This is a genomic window from Criblamydia sequanensis CRIB-18 (assembly GCF_000750955.1).
GTDB classification, from domain to species: domain Bacteria; phylum Chlamydiota; class Chlamydiia; order Chlamydiales; family Criblamydiaceae; genus Criblamydia; species Criblamydia sequanensis.
This window is the reverse complement of sequence record NZ_CCEJ010000003.1, coordinates 177533-202874: the sequence shown is the minus strand read 5'-3', so window position 1 is coordinate 202874 and position 25342 is coordinate 177533. Positions and strand designations below refer to the sequence as shown.

Sequence of the window (25342 nt, the reverse complement as noted above, 5' to 3'; positions counted from 1 at the left end):
AAAAGCCTTAATGCCTTGCTATAAGTTTTAAAACTATACCCCCTTTATTTTATGTCGCAACCTCTTCAACAAGTCACAACTTTTTCTAACTATTCTTTTATTGATGATTACAAAATACCCGATAGAAAAGCTATTAAAAAGGCTTTATCTAACTGCCGGCTTCCTTTTGCAAAAGACTCAGGGTTTAGTATTCAATCCGCTGAACGAGATCTTCTTATTCTTGAAATAGCGGTTAGCTATTTTGCTAAATTAAAGTCCAATTCAAAGAGAACTCTAATTAAACATCGAACTTTCTTAAGTGAAAGAGTAAAAAAAGAGGAATTTAATGCGATTATTTCAAGTGATCATGCTTTAAATTCTTTTCACAATAAGTTAATCGGTATTTTCTTTAGCGGTATTTCCCCCCATGCCGTCCTTCCTCCCAAAAAAAATAAATTTTCAGATTGGGAAGCCATGAAGACTAGAGAGGAAATCGAAAGAGAAGGGTTTGGATCAACAGCTGTTAACCCATCGCTTATTGAATCTGAAAAAGAATTTCACCCTCAAGCAGAAGAAGTCCCGTCCTTAGGAAGCGTTGATGAGTCTCCGCCAACTCTTGAGGAACCCTTAGAAAAAAGCGCTTTTAAAGATAAGGAAATAGAAGAATCCCTTTCAGCACTTCAAGAAGAAGACTTGGAAGAATGTGATATTTTTAAGACTCTTTATCAAATGAAAAATGATAATAACGATCCAATCGGGTGTGAAGCTATTCGTATTAGAATAAAAAAAGCGAATAAAATATCTGAGTTTTTTCAAAATTTTATTTTTAAATATTACCTTCGGATGTGTCCTGATTCAAACCTATCACAAGTTTCAACACAAAGGCTTATTGCAAAAATTAATCTCAGGCTTCCTGAGTTTATACAAAATTATTTTTTCCCTCTCCCAAACGAATTCGCAAAAAGAGACAAAAGCTTCCTTTTATCTGCTTTAGGTCAATTAAGCGCTTTTTTAAACTGTTACATCGATGCTCACAAATACCACTCGAAAAATACCAAAGGCTTTAAGCTCAATAAACCTGGAGAGCAAAAGAAGTTGGGCAAGCAAGAGGATTTTCTTCCATCTGAGAAAGAGAAGTTGCTTGCTGAGAAAATGAGTGAATTACTGAGTCAAAAAGGGATTAAAGCTTGCGTTTCCCCTCTTTTTACTAAAGAAGATCAGCTTCTTTTAATCGGAGAAAAGCTAAGTGAGCTTTACAACCAAATTTTTAGTGAAGAATTTAGCTTGCTTGCAGAACTTCTGACGACTCCTTTTCTTTTAACACTAAATGAATTAATCTGTCCTGAACTTTTTCTTTTTTTACTGTATCGTTTATTGATGGTGGATTTCTCTCTAAATACGGAAGGAGAACCAACGATCCCTCGTTCGATTTTTGAAGCGAACGACAAAGATTTTTCGAATGAAATTGGAAATCAAATAGAAGCGCTTATGACAAATCTTCTAGAACTTGGAGATGCAAGCTTACTTTTAAAAAAATTAACAGGTAAATTGGTCAAAAGCGGAAAAACCACCCTTGCTGAAATTTTAGAAAAAGAAATAAAGAGGATCTATAGTATGGGTGCTCTAGGATTCAATGGCATCCTTATTTTAAATCATTTACTTTTTCAAAATGGAGAGCCGATTTTTTCTAATCGAACGATCCCGATAATTCCTGAAGCTCTTTTGAATCAGCAAGAATTGAAAAAAAGACTGTGTGTTCTTTTTAAAAATCAGGGACCCTCCCCTGTTATTAAACTTATTGCAAAAGTCTCCTCCTTAGAAGATTTTTTTGACAAGATCAGCCATCATCTGCTTTCTTTAGCAGAAAGCCCCCTGCTTAGTTTAATTGCCATTACCGCCCTAATTGATGGGCTAAAGGAAAAGAAAGAGTGACTAGTGTGAAAGGAAATGAATGGTTAAGCCGGTATTCTCCTCCTGCTCTCACTCTATGGGTTGGACGTAGAGATAACCCTCCGGGGGATAGAGTCTATGAAAATATAACTCTCATGGATCTAAGACAAAAAAATGCCGCTAAGTCTCAGAACTTTGGACTTCTTGGCCTTAGATCTGATGAAGGGGTTAAACGAAATTTAGGAAGAGCCGGCGCCTTCGATGGACCGTCTGCCTTTCGAAAAAGCTTTGCCAATCTTGCCCTTCCCCTCAATTTACAAAATAAATTGGTGGATTTTGGGGATATTTCGGCTATTGACAATGACTTAGAAATGACTCAAGAAGCTTTCGGGTTTGCCTTGGAAAAAATTATCCGTAGCGGCTTTACACCTTTTGCCATTGGCGGAGGCCATGAATTAAGCTGGGCTTTCTATCAAGGTTTGATCAAAGCTTATCCGAACGAGGCAATCACCATCATCAATTTTGATGCGCACTTCGACTTAAGACATTTAAATCATTTAGAGAAAGGAACTTCCGGAACTTCATTTAGACAAATTGCTTTAAACTTAAAGAAAAGAGACCTTCCCTTCCGTTACCTCTGTCTTGGCATTCAGTCGTTTAGCAATACTCATTTTCTTTTTGAACAAGCTAAAGAGTTTCAAGCGGACTATGTAAAAAGCGATGATTTTTTCCTTAAAGGCTATGAAGCAGGTCTTCCTTTAATTGAAAAGTATCTCGAATTTTCTTCAAAAATTTATGTCACGATATGTCTTGATGTCTTTCAAGCAGCTATTGCGCCTGGTGTCAGTGCCCCTCAAGTATTAGGCATCCATCCCTGGCATATCATTCCTTTGCTTAGAAAATTGGCGGAGTCTAAAAAACTCGTTGGGTTTGATATCGCCGAATTAAACCCGGCTTTTGATCAAGAGGATCGGACAGCCAAGCTTGCAGCTCTTTTAAGCCTTGAGATGCTAAACGCGCTTTCCCCTAAGGAGAAAGAATGAGCGGAGGTTTTGCTGGCATTTCCTATCCCGACGTCTTTCAGGTGGAAGAACAAATCAACCCTATGCTTAAGGCCATTAAAAGCAACCTAGAATTAAACGTTCAATTCTATACTCATAAGCAAATACAAATCGGAAGTGTTGGAACCCCTATCTCCTTCAACGAAAAAAAGACCATTAGCGCCATTTTTGACGGTCAGCTTTATAACTATGATGAATTAAAACAAGACCTCTTATCTAAAGGGTTTCACTTTCACTCTGACAACCCCTCTGAACTTATACTAAGAGCTTATGAGCACTATGGCCTAAATTTTTTAGATAAGCTTGATGGCGGTTTTGCCCTTTTGATTGCCGATTACTATAAAAAAAGGCTCGTTTTAGCAAGAGACCGCATCGGAAAAAAAAGTTTATATTGGTATCATGATGGGAAAACTTTTGTTTTTGGCACACGTTTAAAGGCTCTTTTATCGCCCGGACTTGTGCCGCATACCCCGGCGCTTGAAGCCATAGCTTCCTATTTTTATTTTGGCTACCTTCCTCAGGACTTAACGCCCGTAAAAGACATTAATAAGCTTTTGCCAAGCCATTATTTGCTCTTTAATTTTAATAACAGCAAGTCGATCGAAACCTATTGGTCCTACAGTTCCTTTTTTCAGAGGTCTCTCATTAAGCCAAAGAAAGTGATCTTAGATACTGTCGATAAAAGCCTCCTTCTTTCTACGGAAAAAAGAATTCCGAAAGGGGGAAGCAGCATCGGTTGTTTTCTCTCGGGAGGCCTTGGGTCTGGTTCTGCTGCCTATTATGTAGATAAAGTCATCAAGCCCAAACCCTTAAAAGCGTTTACTGTTGGCTTTCAAGGGGAAACCGATGAAGATGTAAAAGCTGCGGCAGGGGTTGCTGAGAACCTTATGATCCCCCAAAATATTGAGTGGATCACAGCGGAAACTTTTTTAAATCATTTCCCAAAAATCATTTGGAATTTAGATGAACCGATTGGCGATCCCAATATCGTTGCCACCTATAGGCTTGCAAAATTAGCGTCAAAAGAAGTCTCATGTGTCTTTTCAGGAATGGGCAGCGATGAGCTTTTTGCTTTGCATTCAAGATATGACGTCGAAGAAGGAGATGTCGGTTTATTTGAAAGGTTTTATGCTTTACCAAGACCTATGATGAATCTAATTCTTCCCCTAATTGGATTTTTTAATAAGAAGCTCTCTTATAAATTCTTAAAAAAAGCACGGACGAACCCCTGGCAGATTGAATATCTAAATCAAAATGCCCTTTTTGATGAGAAAACAATCCATCAAGCTTCTCCCTTTCTAGCCAAGCTATTTGACCCTGAAGTTTTTCTACATAAATTTTATAATCTAAATCGAATCCGGTCGAATCTTTCTTCATTCCTCTACTTTGATGTAAAAACAAGGCTTGCCGATAACTATGTCTTCCAATACGAACGCATGACATCAAGTGAGGGCCTTCTTTGGCAAACTCCTTTTTTAGACCGAGCTCTTTTTGAATACTTGGCCAGCCTGGAAGAGCCTGATTTTATCAAAGAGAGTGAAAATGGCTCCATACTTAAGGAGCTAATGAAAGGTATTTTTAAAGAATCGTTTATTAATAGACCAAAGAAAACCAGGGAAAACTTTTTGGCTTCCTGGGGGGTACGCTCCAACTTTATCGAACTTATTCCTCTCTTACGAAAAGGGACCCTTGTAGAAACCGGGATTCTTTCAGAGGATTGGATGAGAAAGATTACGCAAAATGATAGAGCTATCACAGAAAACTTTAAGTATCTCTTCGCTATTTTAGTATTGGAAGTTTGGTTTAGGCTTTTTCTGAATAAGCAAATGCAATTTGAGCCTGTGGATATTGATGTAAAAACCCTCCTCTTGGAATTATAGCCTTTCCTTTTTCCTTGTTTCTAAATGGATGAATCTTTTATCTAGCTTATAAAAACTCTTAACCCAATTGTTGCTTTTTAATGAAACGACACCCTCTTTCCATCATTGAAATCGAACATTCCGAACCTCCAAGAAAACCCGATAAAATCAGTAAACGGAGGGAAGTGGAAGGTCATTTCGAGACGCTTTGGAGAACGGATCCACAAATGTTTAATCCCTTAAGAAATGCTAAAGAAAGGGAGAGAATTAATAGGTCTCTAAATTTTTTAGAGCCTAAAAAATCACATGATAAAATCAAGGCAGTAGATCTAGGCTGCGGAGAAGGAGTTTTTGCAAAGAGGCTCCTTGAAAAGGAAGGCTATGAAGTTTTGGGAGTTGATTGTGCGAATATCGCTTTAAAGAAGTTGATGGAGGATTATAAAGGAGACTTTCTCGCTGCAAAAAATGACTGCATGCCCAATACCACATTGGAAGATGACGCCTTTGATCTTGTAATCTCGCTTGATTTATTAGCCTATCTAAAACCGGATGAATACCGCCTATTTTTTAATGAGATCGCAAGAATCATGAAAAAAGACGCTAAAACCCTTATCTCAACTCCTATTGACTTTAGATCTGAAAACGCTCTTCAAAAATTTATCGAATTGGCAAAAACAGAGCTTGAAATTGAGAAAATGGAACTTAGTCATTTTAGCTATTATATCAAGCTAAAAGACATTTTTAGAGCTCCAAAGCGTTTTTATGAATCCTCTAAAAGCCCTTTAATTAGAAAAAAAGCCCTTTCGTCAAGAAGCGGGCTTTTAAAAAAGTGGTTTCAGCTTAATAGCACTTCTTTTCTTGGCCCCATTTGGAAACTGATTTCTTTTGCAACAAGTCCCATTGCTTCTTCTATCGATCAAAATCATTGGCTTCTTTTAAAATTGGAGAAACTTGCCAAATTCTTAAATAGCGAGAACACCGTCAGCCATGCGATTATCTTAGCCAAAAGAAAACTTCTTTTTGATGAAGAACCCTATCTTCCCAAAACAATTGAAAGAAAAGGAAAACGACAAATCTGGGAATAAGAGTTTATCTATAATAATTATTTTAAAAATTATTCTGGCGGGTGATCGTACCTTAAGCAAAAGAATATTAGGAAACTTGGATTTCTTTTCAATATTGTAGAGATTCGATTAGAAAAAGGCTGTTTTTTCCAAGTAATCAAAAAAATGAGCCTCTCCTGGGCTTCTTTATAATGCTAAAACTACTTTCCCATGAGCTTCTACCCATTGAGATTTCAGGGGGGACAGAAAAGGAGGAAGGCTGGCGTATTTTCTTACAGTTTGAGGTAAGTCAGGGAATACCTGAGATTATCTCAAACAAGACGGCATTAAAGAATTTCGATAGTGCCGGGACAATTATCGGCCGATAGCCTTCTTTGGTCCTAAAACGTTAAACAACTCACCGATTGTTTAAGTAGTTTCATAAAATTTTTAACTTTGTAAAGCAATTTTTATAATTTTTATTTGATAAACGGTCAAATCTTCAATTTCTCGATTATCACATTCTTTCAATCTAATTTCCACCGGTAATAGAAAAAAAATATTAGACAAACTAATTATTGATATTTAATGAGTTACTATTTATAATATTTTTTTAAATTTTTTAATTAAATATTATGAATATAGAAAATAATAGTAAAATATCTTCAATCTTTCATGTTAATGAAAGAACCGAAGAATTGCAGCGCTCGATAACCAATGTCTCCGCAGCAAATCCGGAAATAACACTAGAGATTCTAAAAAAAACACAACTTTCACTATTTGAAAAATTAATTTTGAAAATAGTTAATTTCGTCAGGTCTTTATTTGGATTAAAATCGAAAGCAATTAACCGTCTTTTACAAACTCAGACTATCGCTGCAAAATGTATTCGTTTTTGCGGAACTTCTAAGGCAAATCCCCCCTTGAATCAAGAGCTGCCTATTATTATAACGGCAGGAAAATTAAATCTCTTCGCGACTAAATGCCAATTTAAAATAGCCAAAGCGCAAGACCACACCGAAATCCTTCAACAAATACAAGAAGTATCAAAAAACGAAGAAGTCTTTTCAGAAAGTCAAATATCAAATAAAAAAGTTTTTAATAAACTTAAAAACATTTTAAATAATATCGTTGAAATTTACAGCAATAAACAACCGGAAAAACTAAATAAAAAAATTGAAACATTTGATGATTTAATAAAAAAAGCTTTTTGCATGACTGACGAGAACAATCAGAATGTTGTTCAACAATTAAATAAATTATATTTAAAAAAGAAAGAGGGTTATTCAGCTCTTGTTAACCTACACGTTATCAAGCAAAAATTAAAAAAAGATTTTACTCCTAAAAAACTCCAAGAGTTATTGCAAGACCATTTTGAAGAATTCTCAAAATTTGAAAACGACGCCTCTCGATTAGATCCTTCTAAAGCGCTCGAATACCTTTCACAAAAAATTCAAAAAAAGAAAGCTTACATCCAAAAAATCGATAAAGTTTTAGACGATTTCTCCAATAAAGTTCATGATGATTTTTCTGTTTATAAGGTTTCTGCTAAACGATTAATAGAAGAAATCCCTTCTGAAATTTTAGATAAACCCATCAATGTGACCATGATTGGAGTGGAATTTACGGGACTTATAAAAGAAGGAGGGCTTGCTGAGGCTTTGGAGGGAATGGCAAAAGCCATGAAGAATCAGCATCCCGATAACAAAGTTCGCCTCATTTTCCCAAAATTTAATATTTTACCGGCTGAAATACAAAAGGCTATTAATCAAGTTCAACCCTCAAGCCATCTTAACAGCAAGGATAAGCCTTACAAGGTTTATACTATTGAACTTGGCGGAATTGAATACAATTTCATTGAAGATCCTTCTTTTATCTTAAGCGGTCAAAGACCGAGCATTTATGGACCTGACGAAGCTTCATCAAAGGAAAGATTTGCCGTTTTTTCAGGACTTGCAGCAGATTTTGTTAAAGAACTTAAAACCGATGTCATTCATCTCCACGATTGGCACGTTGCCGGAGTTGCTTTAAAGCTTCATAATGATTCGCCTGAAAAAAGAGATTATCCCCCTATTGTTTTTACTTACCACAATAATAGTCGAATGGCTCAAGGAAGATTCGAACAAGGGATCTATAATTATGAACCTGTTATCCAAGGCCTAATCCAAGCAGGGATTGCATCTGAGAATGTTAATTTCTTTGTGGAGGCTATAAAAAAGTCAGATGCCATTACAACTGTCTCTGAAAGCTTTGGTATAGAAAGTCAAGATATGAGCCGAGGCGAGGGCGTTTCTTTTGCTGCAAGAGAAGCTGCGCAAGCCGGAAAATTAACCGGCATTATTAATGGGAGTAATCCTCATTCTTGGAATCCGGAAGAAGATGCCCTTCTAAAAAATTGGAAAGACCCGGAGACAGGAATACCCTTTGATCTTACCTATGGCCCGAATGAAGACGACTTAACCCTTATAGAAAAAAAAGAGCTTTGTAAAACTCATCTACAGAAATGGGCTGCCCAAAATTTTCCTCATGCGAAAGTGGATTTTACTAAACCGATCGTGACCTATGTCGGCCGTTTTGATTCCTATCAAAAAGGTTTAGATAAATTGGAAGGCGCCATAGAGGAAACCTTAAAAAACGGCGGACAATTTATTGTCATGGGTTCTTTAGAAGATAAGAAAGCTTCAAAAATCCTTGATGACCTTGAGATAAAATACAAAGAAAATGTTCTTTTTATAAGAGACTTCAAAGATCCGAATGGCCGCTATCATTATCAACAAGGAGATAAAGATAGGCAAGGTTGCGGCTCTCTTGTCAGAGGGGCATCCGATTTCCTCTTGATACCCTCAAAATTTGAACCTTGCGGTCTTGTTCAATTTGAAGGTTGGCTTTTTGGATCCTTAAGCATAGGTTCGAAAGTCGGCGGACTTTCAGATACGATTATTCCGCCTGAGAAGAATAGCGAGAGATTCAATGGTTTTCTTTTTAATCGAGAAGAAAAAAATTCCATGGAAACAGCTATTCGAACCGCTCTTCTTACATGGAAAAACTATACGCCTGAACAAAAAGGTCGATTAGTGCGTCGAATCATCGAGGAGGGTAGAAAATATAGTTGGTCCACATCCCCTTCCGGTTATTCTCCAATAGAAAAATATCGGTTTGTTTATGAAAACGCAAAAAAATTCGCTATCCAAAGAAAAAATCCTCTCAAAAGACCCCTGGTCAACATTTGTTCTCAAATGGACAAAATCCGAGATACAAGCCTAATACAGCATCATAGAGCATCTAATTCAGATAAGCTGGAAGAAAATTATAGCGCCTATTTTTATAATCAGTTTAATTTTAAAAAATTAGAGAAAATGTATAGAGCGCTTCCAGAAAAAGTTCGAGGGCGCGTTTCCTCTCCTTACGGCTATAAAGTAAATTCTAAAACTTATGAAAAGTTAGGCTCACATTTCATTTCAGGAGCTGACGGAGCTAATATAGAGGGCGTTCAGTTTGCTGTTGAAGCCCCTCAAGCTAAAACAGTTCAAGTTAAAATTTTAACCGAAAATCAAAGTCATCTATACGAACTAAGTAAAGAAAAAAATGGAACTTGGGCCGGTTTTGTTCCAGGTTTAGGTATTGGAACTTACTATCAATTTATTGTGAACGGCCAGATTAAATTAGATCCTTTAGGCTTAAGCCACTTGCAAAATCCCATCCCGGGTGAACCTCTTTGTTCTGTTGTCGTTGATCGCGCTTATGAATGGAATGATCAAGAATGGATGCAATCCCGCGTCGAAAATGCAGGCAAGCCTGCCCCGGTAAGTGTCTATGAAGTGCACCCATTAACCTGGAAGAAAAAAAATGGAGAATTCTTAAATTACAGGGAATTTGCTTTGGAACTTGTAAAGCACTGTAAAACAATGGGATATACCCACGTTGAGTTGATGGGAATTTTGGAGCATCCGAATGAAATATCATGGGGCTATCAAGTCACAGGCTTCTTTAGTCCAACAAGCCGCATGGGAACACCGGAGGATTTCAAATATTTAGTTGAGACACTGCACAATCATCAGATCGGCGTATATCTTGACTGGATTCCCGCTCATTTTGCAAAAGATCCCAACGCCCTTAGCTATTTTGATGGAAGCAACCAATATCAACCCTCCTTCTTAGCCCTGCTTTTCTCCATTCGAAACCTAGCCTTTGATTGGGGGACTTACTTTTTTGATTATGGAAAAAAACCAATTCGTAATTTTCTTACTTCAAGCGCGATTTATTGGCTAAAAGAGATGCATATCGATGGTTTGCGTGTGGATGCTGTAAGGTGCATGCTGCTTAGTGAAGATTCGAATTCAAGCCGTCGTTTTTTAAAAGATCTGAACACTGTTGTCCATAGAGACTTTCCAGGCGTCATGATGATGGCAGAAGACTATTCCGGAGAAATGGAAACGACAAAATCGATGGCTAGCGGAGGTTTAGGGTTTGATCAAAAATGGAACATCGGTTGGATGAAGAATTCGCTCGAATATTTTTCAAAGCCTCCAACAGAGCGAAAAGGTTACTATCATAAAATTACGACCGCCGTTAGCGAAGATACTTTTCATAAAATGATTTTAGCAATTTCTCATGATGAGGTAACGATAAAACTGAACGCTCTCCTCGAAAAAAACACCAACTTATCGGTTGAAGAGAAGTTTGCCAATTTAAGAGCTTTTTTTGGCTATATCATGAGCGCACCAGGTAAAAAATTAATGTTTATGGGCTGCGATAGCGGACTCAGTCAAGGATGGGATGAATTCATCGGCAAAGAAAAAGGCTTAATGGATCTTAAGCTTGGCGAAAAAGAAAGCAACAGCCAGAAGACCCTTCAGCGCTTGAATAGGATTTATAAGTCCTATACGCCTTTTTGGCAGCATGACGACAATGCAAATGATTTAACCTGGATTGAAAAAAATGATCCCCAAAAAATTATTCACGCCTATCGCAGAACAAGTAATGAGGGCGAGTCTATTGCATGCTTCCATAATTTTTCAAGTGAGCACGTAGAAGAATTCAAGGTCTTTTTTGAAAATAAAGAAATTTTGGAAAAAATGAAAATCTTAGCCTTAAAAGGGAAGAAGAACAAAAGGGACAATGCAAACAAAGACTTATCTTCTGAAGAAATCGAAAAGCTGAGCTGCCTAAGCCGTTATCCGAATTTCTTTGAGAAAATCAAAAATGACGCTAACCTTAAAAAGGAATTTTTTAAATGGGTCTTTCAATCAAAAAAATCTATAGAAGAATTTCTTAAAAAACATGGCTTGCCTAACCTCCAATGGCATCCTCACGAAATATTTAACTCGGATGAGACGGAATTTGGCGGAAAAGGACGAACAAATAAAAAATTAGAATACTTAAAAGATGGAAGCGGAACAATTATTGGATATAAGCTACAAGTTCCACCCTTATCTAATGTTTTTATCTCAGAAAACGCTTCACCTCTTCCGACATAAGTTAATAGAGTTGATTGTTCCTATGTGAGGTCTTACTTCGCAGGGTTTAAACCCAACTTGTCCCCTTAAATCCCGCATGAGCAAGCCTCTCAGTTGCCAATTGAAACGCTAAGCACCTCGGCCAAGTTCATAACTTCGCCTTCGGCCGGACAGATCAGACCTATTTTCTTACAGTTTATGGTAACTGAGGTTCTTGAGAAATGGGTATAAAAAAAAAGAATACCGGAGATTATCTCAAGACATAAGACGACATCCTTAAGGCTGCTACATTCCTGTCCTGACCTGGTTCGGACTGCCCTATCTCATGAGGTCCCCGGTAAAAAATTGGACCATGAACTGATAAACAGTTCAATAGGAAGGATTATTATAAAAAATAATCCTCTAACATTCAAGATTCTTTTTAGGAAATTTCTTTCTGAAGGCTATCAGAAAACATTTTTAGTTGCGCAATCGCCTCTTTTTGTTCTTTCAAAGTAGCCTTCCCGGCCTCATTTTTAGCGATTTCCTGAATACGGTTTACAAAGTGTAGAATCATTTGAAGAGTGGTAGGAACATCGGTAATAAAATGGGTCTCTGTCCCATCGATATTTCTAAAAAGATTGCTTAAAACAGGTTTATTGTCCTGGAAAGATAGGATATCTGAAGTGATAAATCCTAAAAACTCTCCCCTATCATGAACTTCTCTTGCAAGTCTAACAAGGGGAGAATATTCCTTGATAAGGGTATTTAAGTCTTTATTGGCAGGATTTACAGGCTGTCCTAGGAGAAAAGCTTCAAACATGTCCTTAAATTGAGCTTCGTTTCCTCTTGCAAATCGCATTAAAATACCATGTAATTCCCTTAATGTAGATCGTTTAATCGGCAAAGAGAAAAGCCTTTTTAACATAAGACCAAGTTGATTCACTTGCTCTTCTGTCATTTGTACGTGTTTAGCTTCTTGATGCATAAGTTCATTCCTTTTTCTTAAGAATCTGTAATGAATGTAAATTTTTGTGGTAAGGAATTTTTGTTTTATCGAAAATTTAAGATTAAGAATTAAGTCTACAGCAAGAGTAACATCAACTCAACAAAAAAAGGCCTTTTCAAAAGCGAGAGCAAAAGGCAAGAATTTAATCGGTAAACCCGATAATTTGAAGGACAATTCGAAAGGAAAAAACATGGCAGACAAAAATAAAGGGTTTTTTATAGCGGCGACAGGACAGCATGTTGGAAAAACCACTCTTTCATTAGGTTTGACAGCTGTTTTGAAAAAGCACTTGCCTTCTGTCGGTTTCATAAAACCTGTCGGTCAGCAGCATGTCACAATTGATAATGTGAAAGTTGATAAGGATGTAGTTTTAATTAAAAAGCAATTTGATCTTAGTGCTTCATGGGAAGATATGAGCCCCGTCATCATCCCATCAGGCTTTACAAAACTCTATTTAGACGGGGGCATCGATAGCGATTTGCTATTGAATAAAATAGTGGAATGCCATGAGCGCATCTCTCAAGCTCATTCCTTCACACTTGTTGAAGGCACAGGACATGTGGGCGTCGGTTCCATTCTTGAGCTTTCAAATGCTCGGGTCGCAAGCAAACTTGGACTTGATATTATCCTTATCTCATCAGGAGGTCTAGGTTCTGCTTTTGATGAACTTTCCTTAAATTTATCCTTGCTTAAAGCCTGGAATGTTAAAGTCAAGGGAGTCATTCTCAATAAAGTCCTAAGCGAAAAGAAGGAAATGATCGAATACTACATTAACAAAGCCTTGAACAAGCATAATATACCGGTTATCGGTGTTGTTCCTTACGACCCTTTTTTAAGTAAGCCCACCATTCAAGACTTTGAAACCCTTTTTCAGACAAAACTTCTCTCGGGCGAATCGCATAGGATGAGGCATTTTGATAATGTCAGGCTAGTTGCAGGATCAGTTGATGCCTTTTATGAAGAGCTTCTTCCAAATCAACTGATTATTACACCGGCAAGCCGAAAAGATATTATCGACGCCACTTTAATGCGCCACCAAGAAGAGATTACGAAATGGCATAAGGATTATCAAGGAGGGCTAATTTTGACAGGACGGCAACCGCCCTTGGAAGAGCATATGGAAGCTTTTAAAAAAGTGGATATGCCGATCCTTTATGCGCCGCTTTGCAGCTACGATGCCATGCAAATGATCACTTCATTTACGGCCAAAATTCAAATGGCCGATTCAGAGAAAATCGAAAAAGCCATTCACCTCATTGAAGATCATATTGACTTAAACTTTATTCTTCCAAAAACTTCAAACCTCCTTGAAGAAATCCGGATTTAAAAGAGGATTGGGAACGAAATCTCTCTAATAGAGATGCCTTTAGGCGGACGAGGGTCAACTTTTGAGTTTGGCTTCACTCTGCGTAAATTACGCCTCTTGCATTTTCAAAATTATAAAGCGGGATTTGGCCGCAAATTAGGGCTTAAAGTTTTCGGAAATCCAATGGGTTTTTTGCAAGGATTCTAAAAGAATAGTCTTTGGAACCTCTCTTAAGCAAGCCCCTGTCTTGCAAGTTCGAAGTTTTGGGCATCGTTTAACAAAGGTTATGCCGTACGGGCACTCCCCCTGAAAGTAAGCGCTATCATTTATTGGCGGCGCATAGATTTCGCCAAGCGAAGCACCAAAAAATCCAAAAGTGGGTTTTTTGGAAGCTCCGGCTAAATGAAGAGCAAAAGAATCCATCGCTATAACACCGCTTGAGCGTAATAAACAATGTTGAAAAAGAGGGATGGATAGCTTTTCTAAAACGAAAGTTTCCTGGCTAATTTGCTTACTGATTCTATACGATTCTTCAAACTCTTCATCGTTTCCGGAGCCAAAGACAAAAAGACAGTTTTTACACTGCTCTGAAAGCGTATTGATGAGATAGGTTAATGAGGATTCGGGTAATTTTTTATTTGGCCAGGCGGACCCAACACAAACGAAGATAATTTTTTTGCCGGATGAAAAAAGTTGATCGACTAATGCCTTAAGCTTTTTTTCTTCATCGTCTGATAACTTAAGTTTAAGAGCGCCTTCTTCAAAAGGCTCTTTATCTTGAAAATAGCCTCTTAATAGCTCTAAATAGCTCAACTTAGCATTTAATTTTTTAGGTACTTTAACTTTGGTAGTAGTTGCAAGGCCGCTTGGCCACTCTGCAAGGGATTCCCAAGAAAAGCCCGCTTTGTCTTTTGCTTTTGCAAAATAGGTCAAAAAACCTGATTTTATATTCCCTTGAAGGTCAAATACGCAATCATAGCAGATTTCCTGAATCTCTTTTTTTATCTCTTTAAGATAAGAAAGTGAGTTTAGTGAGAAAGGCTGCTTTTTCAAGGCTTTTAAATCGATGATAATGGCTTTGTCAATCAAAGGATGGGATTTGACAAGGGAGGCGCACCTTTTATCGACAACCCAGCTGATATGGCAATTTTTGAATCGCTTTTTTAAGTATTCAACTGTTGGAAGAGATTGTACGATATCCCCTAAAGCTGAAAGCTTGACGATTAAAAATTTCATCTCTCTTTCCAAAGATTCCCTATAAGATGCATTTCCATTTCATTAAAATCCAAGGGAGTTTTTGCGACAATGCAAATTTTTTTATGCGTGTCAGGGTGGGTTAATTCAATGGAGTAGGCATGAAGCAAAGTTCTTCTCACATTAAAAGGAAGAGATTCCTCCCATCCATATTGAACATCTCCGACTATAGGGTGTCCAAGCGTTTTTAGATGCGATCTGATTTGATGGGTTCGTCCTGTTTTTGGAAAGCATTTCACCAGGGTGTGTTCTTTTCCATGAGAAACGACTATAAATTCGGTTTCAGCAAATTTTCCAAGTTTTGAAGACTGCGGCCCATAGATAGTTTGACCTGAAAAAGAACCCGTTTTTCCTAAATAATTAAGGACTGATTCCTGATCTTTCTTAAGCAAACCTGAAACCAAAGCCAAATAGGTTTTATGGATTTCCTTTTTTCGAAAAAGCGATTCAAGATAGGCTGCCGTTTTTTCTGTCTTAGCAAAAAGAAGAACTCCTGTGGTGTCTTTATCCAAACGGTGGACAGGAAAAACTTTTGTATAGCTTTTATTGATTTCTTCTAAGATTCCCTTTTCCATCGTTAAGCAAGAAGAGGGCTTGTCATAGGCTAAAAAGAAGTCATCCTCAAAGAGGATTCTCTCTTTTTCAAAAGAGATAGCTTTCTGCTTTTCGCTCTTTTCTTTTTCAAGCCATTCTACAAGATCATCTTGATTGACTTTAACGCTGCCGAATCGCTCAACTTTTTTATTCCGCTTGCAGGCTAAGCCCATCAGCCCTGATTTAATTTCCTTTAACGAAAAAAGGCCCTTTAGGTGCTTTTGCAAGAATTGCTGAAGAGAAAGGCCGGCTTCCTCTTTTGTCACTGTCCATCTATGCATTAAATGGCCGAGAACTGATTTAAAAAACGAATGTCGTTTTCTGTAAATAATCGAATGTCTTTGATTCCGTTTTTAAGCATCACAAGTCTTTCAATTCCAAGGCCCCATGCAAAGCCGCTGTATTCCTCGGGATCAATACCGCCATTTTTTAAAACTTCGGGGTGAATCATGCCGGCGCCTGCCACTTCAAGCCAACCCGTATGCTTGCAAAGAGTACAGCCCGAACCTTTGCAGTTCAAGCAGTGGATGTCAACTTGCAGCCCAGGCTCAACAAAAGGGAAATAATTGGGCCAAAAACGGACTTTAATGTCTTTATAAAAAAGCTTTTGCATGAAGTCTGTCAAAGTTCCCATCAAATCAGAAAAAGAGACATTTTTATCGATGTAAACCGCTTCCACTTGATGGAAGAACACATGAGATCTTGAAGTGACTGCTTCATTACGGAAACACTTGCCCGGCGCAATAATTCGGATGGGCGGCTTTTGAGACTCCATCACACGCGCTTGAATGTTGCTTGTATGCGTTCTAAGCAACACTTCCTTGTTTATGTAAAACGTATCTTGCATATCCCGAGCAGGATGCTCAGGAGGAAAATTTAAAACTTCGAAATTATAGTAATCGGTATCAATATCCGGGCCTTGTTCGACTGTAAACCCCATGGCGATAAGGATATTGATGATTTCATCAAGAGTGCCGTTTACCGGGTGTTTACGCCCTTGAAAGCGTTTTTTTCCGGGAAGCGTTTCATCAATTTTTTCAGCTAAGAGCTTTTGCTGCTCTTCTCTTGCAATTAAAGAGCGGCCAAGTTCGGTAAGCTTTGCTTCAATAGACACTTTTAAGTCATTAATCGATTTGCCAAGCTTGGGACGATCTTCCCCGCTTGCTTCTTTAAGACCTTTCATCAAGTCTTGGATAGGGCCTTTTTTGCCAAGGTATTTTATTTTAAGGGATTCAAGGGTCGCTGAAGAGAAGCAGTTTTTAAAATCTTCTTCGAATTCTTTTTGGATGGTTTCAATGTGCGTCTGCAAGAGTCACTCCAAAGCGTAAAAAATGGAAAAATGAAAGAATAATAATTCCGAGAAGAATTTTATTGTGTTATTTAGGCGATATAAAAGCGGAGCCTTAGCTCCGCCTCAACTTTTCATTCTAAACCAAAGCGGCTTTTGCTTTTGTTGCAATTACTGCAAAGGCTTCAGGATCTCTGATTGCCATATCGGCCAAAATTTTCCTATTCAAATCACATCCTGCTTTTTTCAAGCCGTGGATAAGTTTGCTATAAGAAACACCATTAATCTTAGCTGCAACTGAAATACGTGTAATCCAGAGTTTTCGAAAATCTCTTTTACGTAGTTTTCTGTGAGCATAATTATAAGCCATTGCTCGCATTACAGCTTCTTTGGTAATGCGAAGGTGGTTTTTACGGTCTCCCCAAAAACCCTTAGCTCTTTTTAGAATGCGTTTACGTCGACGATTTGCTGCGACAGCATTTGTCACTCTAACCATCGGGTTCCTCCATGATTCTTACTGTTTAAACACCCATTGCACGCTTATAAGTTTTGAGCTGAGCTTCAGAGACTAAAGCTGGCTGTCTCAACTGTCTTTTGCGCTTTGACGTTTTTTTTGTCAGTATGTGGCGCTTGCCTGGGCGTTGTCTTTTTAACTTTCCGGTTCCGGTTACCCTGAACCTGGCCGCAACGGCCTTTCTAGTCTTCATTTTAGGCACTGCTGATTCTCCTGAATAGCGTCTTATGTGTTTGAATGTTCTTATATTTTCGAGCTTTAAAGAGCTTCCACACTATAAGAAATTGGCTAAAACACCTTTATTTCTTCTTTGGCTTAGGAGCTAACACAACAATTAGAATCCTTCCCATTCTTTTCGGTTCGGACTCAGCTATTGCCGCCTCTGCTAGCTCTTCACATACCCGATTCATCAGATTTTCTCCGATTTCAGGATGTGCCATTTCCCTACCTCTAAAGGACAACGTTATTTTTACTTTGTTGCCTTTATCTAAAAACTCTCGCGCTTGCCTTAATTTGGTTTGAAGGTCATGTTCATCTATATTCGGCTTAAGTTTAACTTCCTTAACCTTAATTTGATGCTGCGCTTTTTTACTTTCTTTTTCCCTTTTTGTCTGATCATATCGGAATTTACCGAAATTAATGATCTTACATATTGGAGGCGTTGCCGTTGGGACGATTTCAACAAGGTCTAATCCGGCTTCTTCAGCCTTCGTAAGCGCTTCTTGAAATGAAACAATTCCGACTTGTTCGCCCTCTTCGTTGATTAACCGCACTTTGTGCGCGCGGATTTCTCTATTGCTTCTCAATCCTTATTGTATCTCCGTTGGTCCCGCAAAAAGGTCGGGACAGATTCTATTCGTAGTGCTTCGGCGATGCGCTCTATTATTTCCCTTACTTCAAGTTTTTCCTCAGAAAAACCTTTTGCTTGAAGCGTAATCTGGTCTTTATCTTGTCCGCTTATTAAAACGTTAAAAGGCATCTCTAACTTAGAGTTTACCTTTTTAGTAAGATCTTCCGAGCGGTCAATATAAAGCCGAACCCCTTCCCGAATAGCTTCCATTTTAATTTTTTCCGCTATTGGAAGAAATTCTTTTTTATGGAACTCAATGCGTCCATGCCAGGGCATTAGCGCTAAAGGGAGCGAACCATGGCGTTCAAGCCAAAAAGCTAAGAACCGCTCTAGGGAGCCCAGCAAGGAATAACGTATTAACGAAACCGATGATTCTCTTGGAGAGTCTCCTTTGCTATTTCCCAATTGAGTCAGCACTTCAATAAAAGGGCCTTCCCAAAGGTCTCCGAAAACATCTTTATAATTAAGAATTATTTTCGAAGTTTCGGCTGTCTCGGAAGTAACTTCTTCCCATTCCACCTGGGACCTTACTAGGGCAGTTTCCAGTAATTTTTCGCTTAAACTGATTCTTTGTTTGCCCGATCGAGCTCGGACAAACTGCCACTTACTCTCAGTTCCAGATATATTAACGTTTTCTTGGATGAATTGCAAGGATGAATTAAGTTCTGCCTGAAGCTTTTCTTTAGAACAAAAGATATAACTCTCATCTCTATAGGAAAAAAGGGGCTGATAAAGGCTATTTTTTAAAAACCTGGGCGGATGTTCCCCCACTCTCTTAATTTCAAAAAAAGAAGAAGTCCCATTCGGCCCTTCAATCGGCCCTAATAAAGAAAGCAAATCCAGGGGAGCAAGTGATTCTTTTAAATTTCCCTTCCAATTTCTAACAAGCTCCAAGTCTAAAAACGGGAGTCCCCTACCCTCTGAAGCTTTTTTTAAATAATTTTTTAGACGATCGACAACCTCAACCCCTTCACTTTTGAAGAGGAACACACCCGGGGGCGCCTTCTCTACTTCTCCTACGAGACCTAGCTTGAGTGCTTTAGCAAAGTTTTGCTTTTCTAAATGCAAAGACCTTTCTTTAACCTTTTTTTTGAGCTCATCGCGTGTTTCTGCTGCAAGCCCAAGGATTCTTATGACAGGGGTTTTCTTACCCTCCGGCAGCCAAATAGTTTCATTTTTAAACCCCAATAGCTTAATGGCTTTTATTTCACCGGAGTGATCCAAGACCGGGTGATCCAGAACATCCCAAAAATTTTTAACACGGACAAGCGGGATTAACCCTCCTGGACAACGCTCTAATTGAGCGACTCTTTCCATGAACTTTTCTTGCAAAAACATTTTTTTTGCGTTCTCAAACACCATTTCATGGGTGGAAAAAGAAATTTTTTCATTAAGAAGCCGATTTAGCCGATCTTCTATAAATTCAAGAGCTTTTGCATCTAAGGTTTCTGAAAGGTTAATAAAATCATAATAGAATTCGAAGGAATTACTTCCTCCGCCAGCCAGGCGAACTTTTGGAAAAATTTCTTTTACCGCCAAAGCAAGAAGAATTTTTGCGCTGGCTTGGATTATTGACGGCTTTTTCATAAGTGTCTATTGAAACTAAAAACAATAAGGGGTATTCGCTATTTGGCGTATACCCCTCTAAGATTTTGTTATCCTTAAAGAAGGGTTGGGATATAGCTGACTCGAACAGCTGACCTCCACGATGTCAACGTGGCGCTCTAACCAACTGAGCTAATACCCCGTTTCTTAAAAAGAAGCTGTGATATTAGCCGCTTCATGGTTTATTGACAAGCTTAAAAGAGTTGAAGAACATTTATTCTATTGAAGGAAAATTATGCGAAAGCAGGATATCGTTTTTTTAGCATGCGCCGTCTTCCTCTTCATTTTGGCTTTTTCATTCCCCTCAATAGGCTCTAAAGGCTCTCTTTTACATCCGGAAAAAGCAACTTCATTTCTTGCCGCTTTGATTTTTTTTATCAACGGAATAGAGATAAAAAAAGAAAAATGGTTTGAGTTCTTTTATTTAAGAGATTGCCTCCTCATTCAAGCGGCAACTTTTTTAATCTCCGTTCTAATAGGATTATTGCTGCATGAGCTTTTCTTTAAAAATTTTTACTTATCGCCTTTGATCCTTGCCGGCATTGTTCTTTTGTCTTCATTGCCGACAACTGTAGCCTCAGCTTCCATTTTTACAAAGATTGCTGAGGGCGATTCCACATTCACGTTAATTAATTCCATTATCGGAAACACTTTGGGCTTATTTATCGTTCCCCTGATCACAGGCTATTTTATCCCTAACTGGCATAGAGAGAGTTTTGATACAGGCCTTCTTGCTTTAAATTTATTTTTAATAGCGCTCCTTCCTTTTTCTCTTGGTTTAGCTTTAAGAAAATTGAACCCGGGAGATGCAATTAAACTTTTTCTAAAATATTTTCAGCGTTTTTTGCTCCTAGCTATCGTTTACTTAAGCCTGTCTGAGAGCTTTTTCCAAATAGATAACGACTTTTTATCTGCAAAAATTTCTTATCCCATTCTTTTATTAGAGACTTTTATTCTTTATCTGCTTTTTTTAGCCCTATCTTTTATTCTAAGCCGTTTTATGGCCTTTTCGAGGAAACGTAAAATTGCTTCCATCTTCATATTAACTCAAAAAACAGCGGTTCTTGGAATCCCTCTCGCCGAATCATTTTTCTTGTCATCATCGGAGCAATCTTTTTTACTATTTCCACTTCTATTTTATACACTCATTCAATGGACGGGCTCGAGCGCTTTACTCTTTTTATTAGGACAAAAAGAAAAGCTGAATTAAAACCCAAGTTGCAACTTTGGTATAAATACAATCATTTATAAATAGGTACTTTATGGGCTCCTCGGACCTAATGGGCTACTTAACCCCTCGTGTGCATGAATCCTTCAGTGAACTAACGACTTTTAATTTCGACCTGCTTTTAGAGAAAAAAGAATTTCGGAAAAGATTAAAAAAAGACTTTAAAAATCCGGAAGCGAGAAAAAATGGGCTTTACCAACAAAACTTGAGGATTGAGGCTTTGATTAACGCCTTTGTGATCGAAGGAAAAGATAAATACCTTGAATTTGCAACAGAACTGCACGATAACTTCATAAGAAATAAATTCACAGTCAATGTTGTCAATAATCAAGAGACGCGCTTAGCTAGAGCCAAAAAAATACAAAAGTCTATTTTTAACAGTTTTTGGGAATTACAATTTCAGACAGTTAATGCTTTTATGCAGATCGAGGCTTTTAAATATGATCTCTCACTTCATCAAATTTCGCCTGTCTTCTATCCAACAGACGAAGGAAAGCGCGCCTTTGATAGAGCTCTTGAAAATTATGTTTTTATCGATGAAATCGATCCTGTTTTAAGGTACTGGAAAGAATATTCATCTTTTGAGTTTGGATTTCTTAAAGCGGAAACTGCTGAGTTAATAAAAAAAGGCAAAGAAGAGAGCGACTTTCTGATTCTTTTAGAAACTCAAACTCTAAAAGAAAGGGTTAAAGAATTCATGGATGGCGATAAGAAAATGGTAGCCTTACATCAGCTAAATAAACGAATCCTTGCTCTAATTGAGGCTGCTTTATTTCTTAGAAACAACTCTTTTTTACTTGCAGGTTTGGAATTAAGGGATTTTGCTTTTGGTCTTGTAAAAAATAAAGGATCGCTTAAGTTAAATTCCGAGAACGAAGATATAAATAAAGGGCTAGAAAGCGCCCTCGCCTGTTTAAATGACCTTTCTTTTATTTATTCCAATAAAAAAATCGAAGCCTGTAATCTAGATCTTTCGTCAACTCTTCAAGAGGCTCTTAAAGAACTTGTAGAAGACACTGCTTTTACCGCTAATTTTAGGGAAAAAAATAAGGAGCGATTATTTTTTCTGGAAGGGCCGAGAACTTTCTCAAATATCTCTCATCACCTAGGAATAGCAAAAAAATTAAAAGCGGAGCTTAACAATCACACAAAAATGCAAGCAGAGAGGTCACGAAAAGCAAGCTTGGTTGATGAAATGAAATTTTCGAGAGAGAGAGAACTTTCCTCAAGAAACGAATTTCAGAAAGACGAACCTTCACCAAGAAATGATTCTCCAAGAGAATCTCTTAAAAAAGATTCAACCCCAGGTGAAAAAGAGCTAAAAAAGGTAGCATTGTCCTCGATTGACTCCTCTGAATTTGACGAAGCTGCAAGTAAGGATTCAAAATATCAAAAAAGAGCACATCAGCAAGTCAAAGCTTTTCAAAAAGCCCGTTTAAAAAAAGAAGAACTTATTGCCTTTTATATTAAAAAGTTGACTGAAGATAACTATCTAAAAGAAAATTTTTCAACAGCTACCGGTCTTTTCTTTCAAGCTCCCTCTACAGTTGAAGAAGTTTTAAAGGAGCTTCAATCAGACAGCCCAGCTAACGCCCTTAAAATTTTAACGACCTTGAAAAGAAAAATACCTGAAATATTCTTTCACAAATGAAAAAAAATTTTTTTTAATTAATAAAATTAACCTATCCTTTAATATGAATGGTTTTATTTAATTACCAAATAAGCTAAAGTATTTTATATTAAATTTTAAATAAGAAAAAAATCAACAATTTATAATAATATTTTTTAAACAGAATTAAAATAGAGAGTTTTATGGAAGCACAAACTTCAAGTTATCTGGGGACTCAACCATCGCTTACTTCTTCACACGATCACTTTACAAGTTCAAACGGCCCGACTTCTCGCTATCATGTGGTAAACGGAGCCTTTACAGAAGCCTTTGGTTATTTTCCGACTTCAAAATCAGAAGAAAGAACAAGCCTTGAACAATCCGCAGCTTTAATTGATCCTATTACGAAAGAACTTTTGAAAGCGCCCTATATGTCAAATTGCGGTTGCGGCTCTACATTAGATTTATCCACTTGGAAAAAGCTCCAAGAGAAAGGAAGCAAATGCGTCGTTTGCGAAAATGTGTTTACAAGACTTATTTACAACACTCCAATAGCAGAAGAACTCTCTTTGCCGGGATCTCAAAGACCGGTTGCAGATCGATTAGAAGAATTTTTTAAAAGACGCCCAATAGATACTGCGCATCAGATGGAAATAGCTCAAGAAGCTATTCAAAACTTACAACCCCACAGTATAGTGAGCCAAACCCAAAAATCTATTCGGGCGGCAGCTTTTGCAGCTCTTCAAGAAGCTTTCGAATTATCCCCGACTTCTGCTGAGGAATATCAAGAGCTGTCAAAACAATTATTCCCAAGTTATAAAAGAAAGGTCGTCGAGGAAGAAGAAGATTCAGAAAAAAGATCAGAAAGCTCCGATAGTTGCGGAAGCAAAAGAAAAGCAGATGTTTTTTCCGGAAAAGAAAAAGAAATTGAGACTCAGCACAAAAAAAGCAGAAAAGGAAAGGAAAAAGAGAAAGGGAAGGAAATAGCTGATGATCAAGCAGCCTGTAAGTCTAAAGGTCCTGGGGAAAGAGTTAGGCAGAGCTTCCCTGAAATTCTTCTACACGAAGTTGATGTTTTCTCTCAAATAGAAGAACACTTCTCCGGTCTTAGCAATGTTCAAGTTCATTGTAATAAACTAGTTTGTATTCTTGATAACCTTATCAACTCCTATAAGTTTCCAAAAGATTTCGAAACGAATGTAAAAAAACCGCTTTCCTTGCTCCCTCAATACGGTGAGTTTTTAACCTATGAGCTCATACGTGAAATCCTGAGTCAAATAAATGAAGGGTACAAGATTTATAAGTCTAAATATTTTAATAATAGAGGTATTTAATATGCAAGTTCCAGCTAAAGGGCCTATAGAGAGAACAGCTCCTAGCCAACCTCAAGAAAGAACTGTTCCCGATCTTAAAAAAACTCTCACTGCTTTAGAGCAAAGAGTTGTTGAATGGTCTCGTGAAAAATTTGAAGATCCCTACACTGTCGACTGTGAGCACGGGTGCGGTATTACGCTTTCAAAATACAGATGGAAAGAGCTACGAAAAGAAATAGGCACTCCTATTTGCATTCTCTGCCGTACAGGCTATGCAAATTTAATATTTAACCGTAACTTTGCAGCCCTAAGAAACCCATCTGTCAGCTCGCCTTCTGAAATAATCGCTTCTAAGGAAGAACACATAACCCTAGAAGTTCGCGAAACAATTGAGGCTTTAAAAAAACGAATTGAAGCTCCTTTTTCCAAAGCGGAAAAAGACGAAATATTGTCTTCTCTTGCTGCTGTAAGAGACAAAGCGCCACCTTCTTTTTATAATGAAATTGATGGACTGGCATCACGTACATTTACTAAATCTGCAAGCGACGCACCAATATCTTTATACTCTTTGCAAGCTCCGGTGCAAAATCCATCTCCAAGCCGTGTTGATTTACCCGTAGCTACACTTGAAGCAGGTACCGTTGAAGTTTTGAGCCCGAGTACAGCCCGAAAACTGATGGATATCGTTGTTGATAACAACGAGGAAGAAGAGAAGAATTTGGAAAGAGAACTTCTTCTTTTAGATGATAAAGGCAGACTTGAGGTGCTAAGGGAAAGAAAAAGAAAGAGAAATGAAGAATCCATAAAAGAAGAAAAAGTACTGGCTCAATTTGCAAACGACCTACAAAAAGAACTTAATGGAGTCGAAAATCCTATCGGTTCAAATGTTCAAAGAGAAACTTCTGAACGAGCTCCAGCTGCTGCTGCTTCTAGCAGTTCGGCGCCTTCGCATCCTCCTGCTGCAAAAAGGCCAAGGATGAGCCTGGAAACTTCCGCTGAATCAAGTATACCTGAAGCTCCTATCCCTCAACCTGTTCCCGCAAAAAGACCAAAGATGTACTCGCAACCTCCAGCGCCGGCGACGGTTCCAACTAGAGTTAGAAGACCAAGCACCGGAGGCATGACTTTGCCAAAAGCAATTCCAAGATCCCAAAGAGCTCAAGAAGAAGCAAGTCTCCTTGAATCTTCTGTCGATATTAAAGATCTTATTGCAAAATTGCCAAATGAGTTAATTTTAGAAAAAACGATTCTAACGATTCTTGGCGACAATAATAAAATATCTCCGTCTACCTTAAAAAGCAGGCTCATTGCTCTTTTGAAAAAACAATCGATTAATGTAGAAATAACAAATTTTTTAGCAAACTCGATTGAGAAGATCGTAAAAAGTTTTAATCCTGAAAAAGGTATGCTGACTATAGAGCAGGTAAAGAGCTGTGTCGCAAAAATAAATAAAGAATACCAAGAGTGGAAAAGCAAGATATTAAGCTAGAATTAAGCTCTTTTTT

General features: G+C 37.9%; 19 protein-coding genes, 1 tRNA gene and 1 other RNA gene. 11 read left to right on the top strand and 10 right to left on the bottom strand.

Going from position 1 to position 25342, the window contains the following annotated elements:
- Positions 1–51 precede the first annotated feature (51 nt).
- From CSEC_RS02675 to CSEC_RS12535, 6 genes are all read left to right on the top strand, one after another.
- Positions 52–1911 carry a hypothetical protein gene (locus CSEC_RS02675; RefSeq protein ID WP_041016869.1) on the top strand — a complete coding sequence of 620 codons (1860 nt, stop codon included), beginning with the start codon at positions 52–54 and terminating at the stop codon, positions 1909–1911.
- On the top strand, positions 1908–2912 hold the full coding sequence (gene hutG / locus CSEC_RS02670) for a formimidoylglutamase (RefSeq protein WP_154017604.1): 1005 nt from the start codon (positions 1908–1910) through the stop codon (positions 2910–2912). The genes CSEC_RS02675 and hutG overlap by 4 nt, the downstream gene beginning before the upstream one ends.
- Positions 2909–4810 (top strand): asparagine synthetase B family protein, encoded by a 1902-nt coding sequence (locus tag CSEC_RS02665; RefSeq protein ID WP_041016867.1) that lies wholly within the window; start codon positions 2909–2911, stop codon positions 4808–4810. Before hutG ends, CSEC_RS02665 begins: the two co-directional genes overlap by 4 nt.
- 80 nt (positions 4811–4890) lie before the next feature.
- The gene (locus CSEC_RS02660) at positions 4891–5874 is read left to right on the top strand and encodes a class I SAM-dependent methyltransferase (RefSeq protein WP_041016866.1); all 984 of its coding nucleotides are present in this window, start codon (positions 4891–4893) and stop codon (positions 5872–5874) included.
- Between the two features lie 170 nt (positions 5875–6044).
- Entirely contained in the window at positions 6045–6221 is a 177-nt protein-coding gene (locus CSEC_RS13080; protein WP_154017603.1) for a hypothetical protein, read from the top strand.
- A 246-nt stretch (positions 6222–6467) separates the two neighbouring features.
- Positions 6468–11309 (top strand): glycogen/starch synthase, encoded by a 4842-nt coding sequence (locus CSEC_RS12535; protein WP_053331710.1) that lies wholly within the window; start codon positions 6468–6470, stop codon positions 11307–11309.
- Between the two features lie 218 nt (positions 11310–11527).
- On the opposite strand, the gene ffs is transcribed toward CSEC_RS12535, so the two are convergent.
- Both ffs and CSEC_RS02650 read right to left on the bottom strand, forming a co-directional pair.
- Positions 11528–11627, bottom strand: an RNA gene (ffs, locus tag CSEC_RS12945) — signal recognition particle sRNA small type.
- A gap of 82 nt (positions 11628–11709) precedes the next feature.
- Complete coding sequence (locus CSEC_RS02650; RefSeq protein WP_041016865.1) at positions 11710–12255, bottom strand: CT584 family type III secretion system tip protein; 546 nt, start codon at positions 12253–12255, stop codon at positions 11710–11712.
- A gap of 211 nt (positions 12256–12466) precedes the next feature.
- Here CSEC_RS02650 and CSEC_RS02645 point away from each other — a divergent pair, with 211 nt between their 5' ends.
- Entirely contained in the window at positions 12467–13603 is a 1137-nt protein-coding gene (locus CSEC_RS02645; protein WP_053331783.1) for a phosphotransacetylase family protein, read from the top strand.
- 135 nt (positions 13604–13738) lie between these two features.
- Here the strand turns inward: CSEC_RS02645 and CSEC_RS02640 are convergent, their stop codons facing one another.
- The 8 genes from CSEC_RS02640 to CSEC_RS02605 form a co-directional block, all read right to left on the bottom strand.
- Positions 13739–14818, bottom strand: coding sequence for a glycosyltransferase family 9 protein (locus CSEC_RS02640; protein WP_041016864.1), 1080 nt, complete (start codon positions 14816–14818; stop codon positions 13739–13741).
- Positions 14815–15711 carry an RluA family pseudouridine synthase gene (locus tag CSEC_RS02635; RefSeq protein ID WP_053331709.1) on the bottom strand — a complete coding sequence of 299 codons (897 nt, stop codon included), beginning with the start codon at positions 15709–15711 and terminating at the stop codon, positions 14815–14817. Before CSEC_RS02635 ends, CSEC_RS02640 begins: the two co-directional genes overlap by 4 nt.
- The gene (gene pheS, locus CSEC_RS02630) at positions 15711–16739 is read right to left on the bottom strand and encodes a phenylalanine--tRNA ligase subunit alpha (RefSeq protein ID WP_041016863.1); all 1029 of its coding nucleotides are present in this window, start codon (positions 16737–16739) and stop codon (positions 15711–15713) included. The genes CSEC_RS02635 and pheS overlap by 1 nt, the downstream gene beginning before the upstream one ends.
- A 118-nt stretch (positions 16740–16857) precedes the next feature.
- Entirely contained in the window at positions 16858–17214 is a 357-nt protein-coding gene (gene rplT / locus CSEC_RS02625; RefSeq protein WP_041016862.1) for a 50S ribosomal protein L20, read from the bottom strand.
- A 25-nt stretch (positions 17215–17239) separates the two neighbouring features.
- A complete protein-coding gene (gene rpmI, locus CSEC_RS02620) occupies positions 17240–17434 on the bottom strand; it encodes a 50S ribosomal protein L35 (protein WP_041016861.1) in 195 nt (64 codons plus the stop codon).
- 97 nt (positions 17435–17531) lie between these two features.
- On the bottom strand, positions 17532–18038 hold the full coding sequence (gene infC / locus CSEC_RS02615; protein ID WP_041016860.1) for a translation initiation factor IF-3: 507 nt from the start codon (positions 18036–18038) through the stop codon (positions 17532–17534).
- On the bottom strand, positions 18035–19669 hold the full coding sequence (locus CSEC_RS02610) for a hypothetical protein (RefSeq protein ID WP_041016859.1): 1635 nt from the start codon (positions 19667–19669) through the stop codon (positions 18035–18037). Before CSEC_RS02610 ends, infC begins: the two co-directional genes overlap by 4 nt.
- 86 nt (positions 19670–19755) lie before the next feature.
- Positions 19756–19829 (bottom strand) — tRNA-Val (locus CSEC_RS02605).
- A 93-nt stretch (positions 19830–19922) separates the two neighbouring features.
- On the opposite strand from CSEC_RS02605, the gene CSEC_RS02600 reads away from it, so the two are divergent.
- The 4 genes from CSEC_RS02600 (at position 19923) to CSEC_RS02585 (ending at position 25326) form a co-directional block, all read left to right on the top strand.
- Positions 19923–20897, top strand: a complete 975-nt coding sequence (locus tag CSEC_RS02600) for a bile acid:sodium symporter (protein ID WP_041016858.1) — start codon at positions 19923–19925, stop codon at positions 20895–20897.
- A gap of 52 nt (positions 20898–20949) precedes the next feature.
- Positions 20950–22566: a hypothetical protein gene (locus tag CSEC_RS02595; RefSeq protein ID WP_041016857.1), complete on the top strand. Its 1617-nt coding sequence runs from the start codon at positions 20950–20952 to the stop codon at positions 22564–22566.
- 161 nt (positions 22567–22727) lie between these two features.
- The gene (locus CSEC_RS02590) at positions 22728–23858 is read left to right on the top strand and encodes a hypothetical protein (RefSeq protein ID WP_041016856.1); all 1131 of its coding nucleotides are present in this window, start codon (positions 22728–22730) and stop codon (positions 23856–23858) included.
- Position 23859: 1 nt separating this feature from the next.
- Positions 23860–25326, top strand: a complete 1467-nt coding sequence (locus CSEC_RS02585; RefSeq protein WP_041016855.1) for a hypothetical protein — start codon at positions 23860–23862, stop codon at positions 25324–25326.
- The last annotated feature ends 16 nt before the right edge of the window (positions 25327–25342 follow it).

Bases quoted from the DNA above. Each gene is read 5' to 3' on its own strand.
- CSEC_RS02635 (WP_053331709.1), bottom strand. From the start codon at position 15,711: ATGCATAGATGGACAGTGACAAAAGAGGAAGCCGGCCTTTCTCTTCAG.
- CSEC_RS02650 (WP_041016865.1), bottom strand. From the start codon at position 12,255: ATGCATCAAGAAGCTAAACACGTACAAATGACAGAAGAGCAAGTGAAT.
- CSEC_RS02590 (WP_041016856.1), top strand. From the start codon at position 22,728: ATGGAAGCACAAACTTCAAGTTATCTGGGGACTCAACCATCGCTTACT.
- CSEC_RS02665 (WP_041016867.1), top strand. From the start codon at position 2,909: ATGAGCGGAGGTTTTGCTGGCATTTCCTATCCCGACGTCTTTCAGGTG.
- rplT (WP_041016862.1), bottom strand. From the start codon at position 17,214: ATGGTTAGAGTGACAAATGCTGTCGCAGCAAATCGTCGACGTAAACGC.
- CSEC_RS02585 (WP_041016855.1), top strand. From the start codon at position 23,860: ATGCAAGTTCCAGCTAAAGGGCCTATAGAGAGAACAGCTCCTAGCCAA.
- CSEC_RS02660 (WP_041016866.1), top strand. From the start codon at position 4,891: ATGAAACGACACCCTCTTTCCATCATTGAAATCGAACATTCCGAACCT.
- CSEC_RS02595 (WP_041016857.1), top strand. From the start codon at position 20,950: ATGGGCTCCTCGGACCTAATGGGCTACTTAACCCCTCGTGTGCATGAA.
- CSEC_RS12535 (WP_053331710.1), top strand. From the start codon at position 6,468: ATGAATATAGAAAATAATAGTAAAATATCTTCAATCTTTCATGTTAAT.
- CSEC_RS02675 (WP_041016869.1), top strand. From the start codon at position 52: ATGTCGCAACCTCTTCAACAAGTCACAACTTTTTCTAACTATTCTTTT.
- CSEC_RS02600 (WP_041016858.1), top strand. From the start codon at position 19,923: ATGCGAAAGCAGGATATCGTTTTTTTAGCATGCGCCGTCTTCCTCTTC.
- CSEC_RS13080 (WP_154017603.1), top strand. From the start codon at position 6,045: ATGCTAAAACTACTTTCCCATGAGCTTCTACCCATTGAGATTTCAGGG.
- CSEC_RS02640 (WP_041016864.1), bottom strand. From the start codon at position 14,818: ATGAAATTTTTAATCGTCAAGCTTTCAGCTTTAGGGGATATCGTACAA.
- CSEC_RS02610 (WP_041016859.1), bottom strand. From the start codon at position 19,669: ATGAAAAAGCCGTCAATAATCCAAGCCAGCGCAAAAATTCTTCTTGCT.
- CSEC_RS02645 (WP_053331783.1), top strand. From the start codon at position 12,467: ATGGCAGACAAAAATAAAGGGTTTTTTATAGCGGCGACAGGACAGCAT.